4 protein-coding genes are annotated in these 13971 nt (G+C 36.5%); all 4 read left to right on the top strand.

Annotated elements, in window-relative coordinates:
• Positions 1–233: 233 nt before the first annotated feature.
• Positions 234–8165, top strand: coding sequence for a pectate lyase family protein (locus H599_RS20195; protein WP_051590582.1), 7932 nt, complete (start codon positions 234–236; stop codon positions 8163–8165).
• On the top strand, positions 8162–8875 hold the full coding sequence (locus H599_RS0100065; RefSeq protein ID WP_026712243.1) for a hypothetical protein: 714 nt from the start codon (positions 8162–8164) through the stop codon (positions 8873–8875). The genes H599_RS20195 and H599_RS0100065 overlap by 4 nt, the downstream gene beginning before the upstream one ends.
• A gap of 247 nt (positions 8876–9122) precedes the next feature.
• On the top strand, positions 9123–10262 hold the full coding sequence (locus H599_RS0100060; RefSeq protein ID WP_026712242.1) for a FecR family protein: 1140 nt from the start codon (positions 9123–9125) through the stop codon (positions 10260–10262).
• Positions 10263–10430: 168 nt separating this feature from the next.
• Positions 10431–13970, top strand: a complete 3540-nt coding sequence (locus H599_RS0100055) for a TonB-dependent receptor (RefSeq protein WP_245600468.1) — start codon at positions 10431–10433, stop codon at positions 13968–13970.
• The last annotated feature ends 1 nt before the right edge of the window (position 13971 follow it).

Here is a 13971-nt window from a genome sequence, read left to right as displayed (position 1 = left end):
GGAAATAGTATTCTGACTTTGTTTTTAGAATTGAAGATAAATCAGAAGTTGTTTAAAAAGAGAGTTAAAAGCGAAGCAATTTATTAACATTTAAAATAAACTATTTATGAAGTGAACCCATAATTAAACAATGGGACATTTGAAAATCAGAAAGCAGTACCAGCGTTTTCAGATTTAGTCATCTGTTTCAAAAGACGTATCGAAATTAAATCATTTAAAACCAACCAAAAATTATGAAAAGAATTTTACTTTATCTGACCATGATGTTTGCATCTTTACAGATGTATTCACAGTCGGTAACAATTACTGAGTCTGTAGGATGGTTAGAATCGGCTTATGTGAAATGGCAAACTGTTTCCGGAGCACAAAGCTATAATGTGTATTATAGTGGTAATGGTTTGACTAACCAAAAAATTGACAATCAATTAATTCGTAGTTATGGTTCTTATTTTCGTGCCGACGTTTTAGGTTTGGCAGCAGGAACTTATACGATAACTGTTAAACCGGTTATAAGCGGATCAGAAACATTGGGGGCTACCACACAAAGTTTGACTGTTTTAGCTCATGACCGAAATGGTTTTGCTTTTCAGGGCGGAAGAATACCGGGTGCCTATAATATGGACGGAACGCCCAAAACCAATGCGGTAATAGTATATGTTAGTGAAAATACTAAAAATACAGTATCTCTAAATGTTACCGGAGCAACCACCAATCCTTGCGTGGGGATTCAAAATATTTTATATGGATTTAAAAAAGGTGTTGATACGCGTCCTTTGATTGTTCGTTTAATTGGAAATATTACCGACTTTGATGTAATGGATGGTGGTGATATGGTTATTGAGAACAAGAATAATGCGGCAGGTTCTATTACCGTTGAAGGTGTTGGTAATGACGCGGTTTGTAATGGATGGGGGATAAGATTGAAATCGGCTTCGAATATTGAAGTGCGAAATCTTTCCACAATGAATGTAAACAGTACTGCCGGTGATGATATTGGGATGCAACAGGATAATGATCATATCTGGATTCATAATAATGATTTGTTTTATGGAAATGCAGGTAGTGATGCCGATCAGATAAAAGGAGACGGAGCTTTAGATAATAAAACCTCGACGTATTGTACTTTTTCGTATAATCACTTTTGGGATTGCGGAAAAGCCAGTCTTTTAGGGTTAAGTGAAAATACAACTTCAGGTTTGTATGTAACCTATCATCATAACTGGTTTGATCATTCTGATTCCCGTCATCCGCGTGTGCGTTTTTATTCAGCTCATATTTATAATAATTATTATGATGGAATTGCCAAATATGGTGCCGGTTCTACCGAAGGTTCTTCGTTATTTGTTGAGGGGAATTATTATAGAAATGCTAAATATCCAATGCTGATTTCATTGCAGGGAACGGATGTTTGGAGTAGCTCTAAACAAGCCAATGATCCCGCTAATATGGGAACTTTTTCAGGTGAAAACGGGGGAATAATTAAAGCGTTCAATAATACTTTTGATACTGATCTTGGTACTAATAGTATGCGTTTTGTGGCTTATGGAGATACTAATCCTTTGTATAATATTTCGGGAAAAATTAGTTCGACAATTGATTTTGATGCTTATGTGGGAGCAACAAGAAGCGAGCAGGTTCCGGCTACGGTAAAATCCTATGCAGGAGCTAATGCTTATAATAATTTTGATACCGATCCGGCATTATATGTGAATGCCTTAGTTCCGGATTCACCGGAAACAGCTAAAACGAAAGTGATGCAGTATGCAGGTCGTGTTGGTGGAGGTGATTTCAAATGGACGTTTAATAACAGTGTAGATGATACTTCTTATTTGGTTAATACGCCGTTAAAAACAGCAATTACGAATTATACATCTTCTTTGGTAGCAATACAGGGTGAAACTGTTGTTTCGAGTCAGACTTTAGTAGCAACAACAAATAACAACAGTCAAACCGTGACGAGTGGTTCAACAATTGCAACCATTGTATTTACTTGGGGAGGAGACGCCATCGATGCAACGGTTACAGGGTTGCCGGCTTCGGGACTTAGTTTTGTGAAAGATTCCAATGCTAAAACAATTACGATTTCCGGAACTCCTACAGCCACTATATCCTATTCAATATCCACTTCAGGGACAGCGGGGAATCCTGCTACAGCTTCCGGAACAATTACAGTTGTGCAGCCAGGTACAACAACAGGAGGGGAGGTTCATAATTTTACTGTTTCGGGTAAAACAAGCAGTTTTTATACTATTACAGGAAATATGAACTCTACCGATGGTTCTCAGACTTATGATGGTTTGACATTGACTTCTCGTTTGAAGATAGAATCTGCTACGTCAATTACTTATACGACAACAGGAGTTTCAACTTTGACTTTGGTTTTTGACAATACTTTTACAGGAACTATTAAATTGAGTAATGATAATAATGTGACAACGACTTCTTATACTGCATCAGCTGGTATTGTTACGATTCCATCGCTTCCTGCGGGTAGTTATTCAATTACTAAAGGGGGGACAACAAATTTGTATTATATTAAAACAGTTTATGATACACCAACTTTAGTAAATCCGAACCTTTCTAATTTTTCTGTAGCTAATAAAACAGTTGGTGATGCTGCATTTAATTTAACAGCTCCTACGTCTAATAGTGATGGAGTATTTAGTTATTCTAGTAGTAATACAAGTGTAGCGACTATTAGTGGAAGTACAGTAACCATTGTAGGAGAGGGAACGACAACTATAACAGCAAATCAGGTTGCTACTGCAACTTATGCGGCAGGTAGTATTGCTACTACATTAGAGGTGAATTCAGCAGCTGTTTCTAATCCAACTCCAACATTTTCTAATTTCACAGTTCCAAATAAAACAGTAGGAGATGCGGCTTTTACTTTGACAGCTCCTACATCTAATAGTGATGGAGTATTTAGTTATACTAGTAGTGATACTAATGTGGCAACTATAAGTGGTAATACTGTAACTATTGTTGGAACAGGAACAACAACTATAACAGCTAATCAGGCTGCTACTTCAATGTATGAAGCAGGAAGTATTTCGGTAGGGTTTACTGTTACTGCTTCAGCTGTAAGTAAAACTGATGTTTGGGATTTTGCTGCAGAGCAATTAGATACATCTTTATATGATAATAAATTAGATGTAACCACAATCAACGGTTGGTATCCAAGTACTACTGTTGCAGGTTCTATAAGTACATCTAATACGATGCCTACAGTTTTTACCGTAGGAGCATTGTCTTGGGTAGGTAATGTAAGTGACAGATTAAGAACTACAAATACAAGTATTACACGTTACGATGAGAATATTGCAGGGGTAACAGGCTATAGTGGAAGGGTATATTGTAACGGTACGCCTTCACTTTCTTCTGGAGTGCCAACGAATAGATTTATGAGAATTGCGTTGGATAAAGATGATGAAGTAACTATCATCACCAGAACAGACGCTGATGCAACTCTTAGTTTTGTAGATGAAGTTAATCCTGGAACTCAAACAGAAACCTTGAGCATCTTATTTACTAATTTGACTACTACAGCGGTTTTCAAAGCAAAGAATACAAGTACATTTAAAATTTATTCAAATGGGAAAACGAGTTTCTTTAGAATTTTAAGAAAAGCAGCTTCTTCATCATCAGTTTCTTTAACAGCTCCGGCACTTTCTAATTTTAGTGTAGCCAATAAAGAAGTTGGAAATACAGCTTTTGCATTGACTGCTCCAACATCTGACAGTGATGGCGTTTTTACCTATACCAGTAGTAATACTGCTGTGGCAACAGTTAGCGGAAATACCGTAACTATTGTGGGAGCAGGTACCACAACTATTACGGCTAATCAGACGGCAACAGCAACCTATGCTGCCGGAAGTATTGCAGCAACTTTAACGGTTACTGCACCGTTAACGACTCCTACGCTTTCTAATTTTACTATTCCAAATAAAACAGTAGGAGACGCTGCTTTTGCTTTGACAACACCTGCGTCGAATAGTGATGGCGCTTTTACTTATACTAGCAGTAATACAGCTGTGGCAACCATCAGTGGAAATACAGTTACACTTGTAGGAGAAGGTTCAACAACAATAACAGCTAATCAGGTGGCTACAACAAGCTATACTGCAGGAAGTATAACAGCTGATTTGGTAGTTTCTGCAGCACCAGTTACAAGTTCTGTTATCTATGATTTTAGGGATGGGGTAATTATTGCTGCCGGAAAAAGTGCTGATAATGTGGTTACTTTGAGTGGAGGAAACTATAAATTACATAGTGCTACCTATGGTCTTAATATGAAAGTCGATGGTCAAATTGATATTGCAGTAACCGGAAGTTGTACGGTTCGATTTCTAGGGTCGCAATATTCTTCATTACAAATGGAAGGTACTGCTATTTCGACAGGAGATTTAGGAACAATAGCGACTAAAGTTGTTGTAGATCGCGTAGATACTTTTGAATTCGCATATATCGGCGGACCAAGAACTTTACACTTTAAACTAGTGGCTCCAGGGACTGATTTGTACTTGCCATTACTTGAGATTATACCAAATAATGTTTCTGTAGCCAAAGCCGATGTTTGGGATTTTGGAGGAGAACAACTTGACGAAGTTTTGTATAATAATAAATTAGATGTAAATACTATCAATGCCTGGTATTCCGGTACTATTACAGCAGGAAGCACAGGAGTTGTATTACCAGCTTCGTTTACTGCCGGTGATTTAGGATGGGTTGGTGGAACTAATGACCGCCTTAGAACTTCAAATACGGCTATCACCAGATATGATACCAATTTAGGTTCAGGAGCAGCTGCCGGATTTACCGGAAGAATTTATGTAAACGGAACTGCTCAAACAGGACGTTATTTAAGTTTTAATCTGAAAGAAGACGATGAGTTAACCGTGTTTGCTAATAGTGATGCAGCAGGAAAATTGAACTTTGCATATATAGCTGACGCCAATGTGCAATCGGATTTAGTGGGAACAACAACTACAACAACAGAGTATAAATTTGTGGCTAAAAAAACCGGGCTTTATAAAATATTTGATCCGGTAAATAAGCCAAGTTATTATCGGATATTAAGAAAACCGGCAACTTATGTAACTGTTTCTGGTGCTGTCGATGTAACTAAAGCAGCGGATATTCCTGCTGGTTATACCGTTGAATTGACTAATGCAGCAGCTAAAACCTGGAGTGCGACAGTTTCTAATGGGAAATATAGCGTGATAGTTCCGGCTGATTATACTTACACCTTAAGCATTGGAAATGCAAATGGCTATTTGATTACCAGCGGAGATACCTTTGCAGTAACTGCCGATGCAACAACGAATGATATTGCTGTAGCCAAAATTACATTATATACTATAACAGGAAACGTAACAGGATTAGGAACGGATATTACTAATTTAAGTCTGAAATATACTCCGGATCCGGCTGCTAATAGTACTTATGTGCCTGCTCCGGTGGTGAATACTACGACTGCTCAATATTCTGTGAAATTAGAAGCGGGAGTGCCTTACACAATTTCAGCGACTGGGGTTAATGAGTATGAAATTTTAGCCAATACAATTACGGCTAATACCAATACCACTGCAGATGTTGCTTTTACGTTGAAACCTAAATACAAGGTTACGATTACTGCGCCAACTTTGGATGCAACACAATTGTCTAAATTAGGATTGAAGTTTACCAATAGCAATGAAACAGGTGTAAGCTATACTTTTACGGATATTAACAATATTAGTTTAAGAAATGGAACCTATTCAGTTGTTGCTTTAGGTTTGGATGAATATCCGGTAGAATTAGCTTTAACTTCTAATTTGGTGGTTGCCAATGCAGCGGTTTCCAAAGAGTTAACCTTTAAACCAGTATCGGTTTGGTCTTTTGATGATAAAGTAATTTCAAATGGCAGCACAAGTTATAAAGGGATGCTGTTTACTGGTTCGGTAGCTAATGAAATTGCCAAAGGACATTTGAATGCTGCAGCAGGATCAACCATTTCTGTTCCTGTGTCGCCTAATCAAAAAGTGATAGTTACGTATTATTATGCCGCTAATTTTTCAGTCGCTGGAGGAAATGCGGTAACAACTACCAGCGGAAGTACTTCTCTTTTGGAAAAAACAGAATATGTTTATACAGGAACTTCAGCAGGAAATGTAGTAATTGCTGTAAACGGAACTACCTATTTTACAGAAATATCGGTAGAGCAAATTGTAGCTTACGCTCCGGTAATTACTGTTGGGGTTGATAAAGATTACCAAACCATTAATGCTGCTTTGAAAGCAATTTCCAGAATGGTGCGTACATCATCACAAAGAGTTTCAGTAGTAATCGATCCGGGGAACTACGAGGAAATGATTGTGGTAAATAGTCCAAATGTAACTTTCAAAAATGCATCGAGCACGCCAAGTATCGCCCTAAAAAATAAAGGAGTAGATATTGACGCCAATGCGGTGCGTATTACATCTTACTATGGTTACGGATATAGTTATTACAGTCAGGGGAATGATAACAAATGGAATGCTGAGGTTTTGGCGGTAAACAAAGCGAACAATAGTTATGCTTACGAAAATGTGAGTGGTACAACCAATGGTTCTTATTGGGATGCAACGGCGGTAATCGCTGCCAATGGTTTTGAGGCCGAGAATATCATTTTCGAAAATTCATTCAACCAATACATTTCTAAAAAAGAATCTCAGGATAAAGTAGTGATGTGGGCTGTAGGTAATAAGGGTTTACGACCAACAGATTATGGAAATACTGCGGTTCAAAACAGAAGTTTTGTAGAAAGAGCGGCTGCAATTGGAATTCCTAACGGAGTTGATAAAACGATTTTGAAAAACTGTAGAGTAGTTGGTCGTCAGGATTCTTTCTATGGAGGTCAGGGTTCAAGAGTTGCCATTTATAAAGGAGTAATGATGGGAGCTGTGGATTACATCTTTGGCGGAATGATTGGGGTGTTTTATAAAACTGATTTTGTAATGAATGTGAGTGATGTTGCAGGAGATGCTTCTTACTTAACAGCACCTCAGCAAAGCAGCGGACGCGGATATTTATTGTACGAATGCAAAGTAACTTCTGCAGAACCTGGAGTGGAAACAGCCTCGGCTTACAGAGCAAAACCGGGATATTTCGGTCGTCCTTGGGCGGCTAATACAAGTGAGGTTGTAGTTTATAAAGCAACAATTGAAACTTCCAATTATCCTGGTTCAGAAGGATTGTCGCTGATTTCTCCGGAAGCTTGGTCTAATTCCTTAAGCGGAACTTCTGATAATATTTATGAATTTGGCACGATTGAAAATTCTGGGGTGAATAATTCCGGAAATCGTGTAAGTTGGTCTAAAGTTTTATCAACTCCGGTTTTAACTGATGGTACTGAAATTACACCATTCAATTTTACCAAAGGATCTGACGGTTGGGATCCGTTCCCAATTTTGGAAAGCATTACAACTTTGCCAACCAATAATTTTACGGTAAAAGTAAACAGTGCTACTTGTAACGGAATGCAAAATGGTTCAATTACGGTTTCTTCTAAGGAGCAAACATTAAATTATAATGTGAGTATTAATTCGACGAATCTGACTTTGAACAGCACTGCAGGATATACACAAACTATCGAAAATTTAGCTGCCGGAGTGTATAATGTGTGTTTTACAACGTCGGATATAGCAGGGTATTCACAATGCTTTGAGGTTAAAATTGAAGAGCCTGAGAAGATTGTAGTGAGTTCATTTGTTTCTAAAAATTCTAACACGGTTAGATTAGCTTTGAAAGGAGCTGCAACATATAAAGTAGCTGTCAATGGTGTAGAAGAAATCGTTTCGGCATCCGAGTATAGTGCTAAGTTGACCTCCGGATTGAATACAATTGCTGTAAGTACTGATTTAGTATGTCAGGGAATGTACAATGAAACTGTTTTTCTTTCAGAAGATATTCAGTATTTTCCAAATCCAACTAGCGGTCCGGTTGAAATATATTTGGCTGGTAATGATGCTCAGGTTAGGGTTCGCGTTTTTGACATGGCAGGAAATAGAATATTTGATATGGAAAAATCCGTTGCTGCTAACAGAAATGTAGGTGTTGATTTATCGGCCTATGTTTCCGGAGTGTATCTGGTGGAATTAGAAGGGAAAACAATTAGTAAAACATTTAAAATTGTAAAAAAATGAGAAAATCATTAATTTATTTTGTGCTTTCATTGGTGATTCTGAATACTGCCTGCAGTAATGATAAAAATGATGATAATGAAAACAGCGCTCCTGTAGTGGGAGAGCTTTATCTGGCAAGCCCTTTGGATGCTTCCACCTGTGAAGGTGTCTCGACCTCATCTTCTAAATGTGAGGTGACTTTGAATTGGGAGCCAATAAGCGAAAATGAAAGTTATGTGCTTACGGTAACCAATTTGAATACAAACAAGGTGGTGCTTATTCAAAATGATATTAAAACAACGTCTTATAAAATTGTTTTAGATAAAAAAGTGCCTTTTTCCTGGAAAGTTTCTTCAAGAAATAAGGTGACCAAAAAGATAAACTATGAGAGTCCTGTTTGGCAGTTTTATGCTTCGGCAGGAGAAAGTGTTGCTAATTACGCACCTTTTCCGGCTAGTTTAATTGCTCCAATTCAGGATAAAACAGTTACTGCTGTTGATGGTAAAATAGTTTTGAAATGGGCCGGAGCCGATACCGACGGAGACAGCCTGAAATATACGGTGTACATTGATAAAGTGGACGGAATGCAAACTCCTGCTGCCGAATTGACCAATATTAGCGCAACACAGGCAAGTGTCAATGTAAGTGCCGGAGTCTATTATTGGAGAGTAAAATCTTCTGATGCAAATAGTAGTTCTTTTTCGCAAATTGTGAAGTTTGCGGTAAACTAATTTAGTGTTTAAATAAAATTTTGAGTTGAAAAAGCCTGAAGAAATTCAGGCTTTTTTTGTTATAAGAGTGGTTGTTTTGTTTTCTAAGTTGTTGGCTTTTTAGGATTTAAAAGATTTTGTTAATCACTAATAATAAAATAAATAATCTGATTTTTTTTGTTATTGGTAAAAAAAAACTAAAAAAAGTAACAATGTTGTCACCCTGAAATCCTTTTTACAGAACATATAATTAAATATAACTACAAATATGAAATCGAGCGCTCATTTGATAAATATATTACAGGAAATTGTAAGCAACGGAAGTGTTGATCCTTCCAAGTTTAAATTGCTGTCTCCGGAAGAGCAGGAATTGATTAAGGAATTGGAGGCAAATAACCGACTTCAGGAGGCTTTGTCTTTTGTGGAGTCTATTGATGAAGAACAAAATTGGGAAGAATTCAAAGAGCGAATCCATCTTAAGAAGCAACCTATTGTGATTAATTGGAAAACATTGCTTCAATATGCCGCCGTTTTTGTGGCATTGTTGAGTGTTGTTGCTGTTTTTCAATTTCAAAATAAAAAAGAAACTAAGGTTGAAATTCCAAGTGATGCCATTCAATTGGTTTTGGAAAACGGAGATATTGAGGTGTTGAGCCCTAATGGCGACAAGCAAATCATTAAGAAAAACGGGGAAGTTGTTGCTTCTCAAAAGGAAAATGAAATCAGTTATCGTTCGGATAAATCAATGGATAAATTGGTGTACAATGAAATTAAAATTCCTTACGGTAAAACCTTTCATATTGCGCTTTCTGACGGAACTATAGTGCATATGAATGCCGGATCTTCGTTGAAATTTCCGGTGCAGTTTGTCAAAGGGCACAACAGAGAAGTGACATTGGAAGGGGAAGCTTTTTTTGAAGTAACTAAAGACAAAAAACATCCGTTTGTTGTAAAAACCAGAGGAATTGATGTTAGGGTTTTGGGAACCAAATTTAATGTGAGTTCCTATAAAGAAGATGTCGAAATCAATACTGTTTTGGTGGAAGGTTCTGTTAGTTTGTCAAATGAAGCTAATCCAAAGCAAAAAACATTTTTAGTTCCGGGTGAAAAAGGAAGCTGGAGTGCCGGAAAGCAGGCTATTGCGGTTGAAAAAGTAGATACCCGAATTTATACCGAATGGATGACAGGAGAAATTGTTTTCAGAAAAGCCACATTCAAAGAAATGGTTACAAAATTAGAGCGCAGCTACAATGTGACTATTGAAAGTAATAATCAGGCTCTTTTGGATAAGAAATTCAATGCCAGCTTTAATAAGAATATCGAAACCATTGATGAGGTTTTAGATGCAATGAGTAAGATTCAACAATTCTCTTATCAAAGAAAAGGCAATGAAATAAAAATAAACTAAATAACCTTTTAACTAACTTAAAATAAATAATTTATGAAATGAATATGTGATTTTTTTATTTAAAAGAAAGACATAAAAAAAATCGGAAAATAGTACCAGTATTTCCCGATTTAGTAATGTGTTTCAAACGACGTATCGAATCTAATCATTTAAAAACGAATCAAAAATATGAAAAAAAACACTAACGGCAGTGGACTCTGTCCGTATTTGCCTAAAATTAGCCTAAAAATGAAATTGACCACCTTGTTATTGATTTTGTCTTTGGTTAGAATCCAAGCAAGTAGTTATTCTCAAAATACCAAACTTTCCTTAAATTTTAAGGAGGCAACAGTGGAACAGGTTTTCAATAAAATCGAAACGGTTTCTGAATACCGATTCCTTTTTGAAAGCAATCAAATTGATTTGAACAGAAAACTGAGTTTAAGTGTTGAAAAACAAAATATCACGAATATTTTGAATTTAATGTTTAAAGGAACTAATGTTTCTTATAATGTTAATGACCGACAAATTATTTTGACAAAGTCCAAAGGAATTTCCAGTACTGAAACCGCCGCTGAGGTTAAAAAAGTGGCCGAGCAGGGAATTCAGATTTCCGGTGTTGTTACTGATGCCAGTAATATGCCTGTGCCGGGTGTAAATATTATAGAAAAAGGAACCAAAAATGGAGTTCAGACTGATTTTGACGGGAAATATTCTATAAAGGTAAGTAGTTCAAGTAGTGAATTAGTGTTTTCATTTATCGGTTATGAAACCATTACTAAGGTTGTTGGAAACAGTAAAATAATGAATGTTGTTTTGAAAGATGAAAGCGCTAAATTGAATGAAGTGGTTGTAATTGGTTATGGTACAGCTAAAAAGAAAGATTTAACGGGTTCAGTCGTTACTATTTCAGGAGAAGAGTTAAGAAAACAGCCTATTTCAAATGTGGCCGAAACTTTAACGGGACGTTTGGCTGGGGTACAAGTGGCAACCGCTGAAGGTTCTCCTGATTCAGATGTAAAAATTAGAGTACGTGGAGGTGGATCTTTAACACAGGATGCTTCACCATTAGTAATTGTAGATGGATTTCCTGTAAACGGGATAGGTGATATTTCTCCTTCTGATATCGAAACAATTACTGTCTTAAAAGATGCTTCTTCAACTGCCATTTATGGTTCCCGTGGCGCTAACGGAGTTATTATTATAACTACTAAATCTGGAAAAGACGGAAAAATATCAGCTAGTTTTAACACGTTTTATGGTGTTAAAAACATAGCCAAAACTATTGATGTTTTAAATCCCGAGGATTATGTGAAATGGCAGTATGAATATGCTTTATTAGCTAAAAATGATGTAAGTTCTTATGAAAAATATTTTGGTTCCTGGCAGGATTACGATCAGTACATTGGTTTAAAAGGAAACAACTGGCAAAAACAAATTTACGGTCGCACCGGAGAAGTACAGAGCCGAGATTTAGGAATCCGTGGTGGTTCAGATAAAGTTAATTTCAACTTTAACTATGCCCATTATGATGAAAAAACCATAATGGTAGGTTCTAATTACAATAGAAATAATATCTCCTTAGCATTGAAAGCTAAAGCTGGTGATAAAGTGGATCTAAACTATACATTTCGCTATTCAGACACACAAATTAATGGTGGTGGAGCTAATGAGCAAAATGAAATATCCGCTGCTGATGCCCGCTTACGTCATAGTGTGGGGTATTCACCAATTCCATTACCGGGTTTGACTACGGATAATACAGACGAAGCAATCTCCAGTTATCTTGTAAATCCTTTTGTAGCCGTAGCTGATAATCAACGTTTACAACAGAGAAAGAATTTTAACATGTTAGGAAGTTTTGCATGGAAAACCTTTAAAAATTTCCAATTAAAATCTGATTTAGGATTGGATAATTATAACTATCAGGATTATCGTTTTTACGGTCGTTCTACTTATTACTCTTCAAACCGTCCAGCGGCAGAATATCAAGGTTTAGCTGCTTTAGTAATGAGCGACAGGAAAAATGTACGTTTTAGAAATGCCAACACTTTAAATTATGATTTTAAAAATCTAATTGGTGAAAACCAAGGTTTAAAATTGCTTTTGGGAGAAGAGATGATTGTGTCACGTACTAATGAAGTAACTAGTGAAATTCAGGGTTTTCCAAAAACTTTTGATTTTAACAATGCAAGAAATTTAACTACTCAAGGGCATCCATTATCAGTTGAAAACTATTACAGCCCGGATGATAAGTTATTGTCGTTTTTTGCTCGAGCTAACTATGATATACTAGATCGTTATTTGTTTACAGCTACTTATAGAATGGATGGTTCCAGTAAATTTTTAGGGAATAACCAATGGGGATATTTTCCTTCGGCAGCTGTAGCCTGGAAAATTAATGAGGAGCAATTTTTAAAAGATGTTTCCTGGATTAATGCCTTGAAAGTAAGAGTGAGTTATGGTGAAGCGGGTAATAATAACATTCCTTCAGGGCAAACTGCTGTAATATTCCAACCAAGAATTACTACTTATGTAAATAATGTTTCGAGTTATTGGGCAGCATCTAATACTTTGATAAATCCTGACCTGAAATGGGAAACAACGGTTACTCAAAATATTGGTCTTGATTTTGACTTGTTTAGAGGAAGAATATCTGGGTCTATTGAAGCGTATAACAATAAAACAAAAGATTTATTATTAGAACTTCCAGTTCCTGGTTCAGGATATGGATCTCAATTTGTGAATTTTGGATCTACTCAAAATAAAGGTCTCGAAGCATCTTTAAATTTGGTTGCTTTAGAAAACAAAGATTATGGATTGAGTTTTAATTTTAATATTGGAATCAATAAAAATGAAATTACTTCATTAGGTTCTTTGTCAAAATATACGGCAAATACAGGTTGGGCATCTACTCAGATAGCAGATGATTTTGTAAACTATTTACATAACTCACTGGGCTTGATGAATGGATATGTAAATGATGGTCGTTATGAGGTTTCTGATTTTAATTATGATGTAGTTACCGGTAAATATACTTTGAGAGAAGGTGTTGCCGATGCTACAGCCATTGTTGGAACTGTACGTCCTGGTATGATGAAGTTAAAAAACATAGACGGTTCAACTGACGATAAAATAACAGCTAGCGACAGAACAACCATTGGTAGTGCATTACCAAAGTATAACGGTGGTTTGACTATCAACGCAAATGCTTATGGTTTTGATTTATCGGCAGCTTTCAACTTTAGTGTTGGAAATGATGCCTACAATGCCGATAAGGTAGAATTTAATACTTCTAATGACAATGGCCAATACCGAAATCTATCGACAATAATGGCGGATGGAAAAAGATGGACAAATCTGGATCCTGTAACAGGGACACTTGTTACAGATCCTGCTGAGTTAGAAGCATTAAATGCTAATACTACCATGTGGTCACCTTATATGAAGAATTTTGTATTTAGCGATTGGGCTGTTGAAGATGCTTCTTTTATACGTTTAAACAATCTAACGCTAGGATATACAATTCCGGAAAAGTTAATTGCCAAAACTGGAATTTCTAAACTACGATTTTATGCAACAGGGACGAATGTTTTTGTTCTTACAAAATATTCTGGGTCAGATCCTGAGGTTTCTACAAGAAGAAAAACACCGCTTACGCCAGGAGTAGATTATTCTGCTTTTCCTCGCAGCAGACAATTAACTTTAGGATTAAACCTTAATTTTTAAT

It is taken from the genome of Flavobacterium daejeonense DSM 17708 (assembly GCF_000425425.1).
Taxonomy (GTDB): domain Bacteria; phylum Bacteroidota; class Bacteroidia; order Flavobacteriales; family Flavobacteriaceae; genus Flavobacterium; species Flavobacterium daejeonense.
This window is presented reverse-complemented; position numbering and strand designations above follow the sequence as displayed.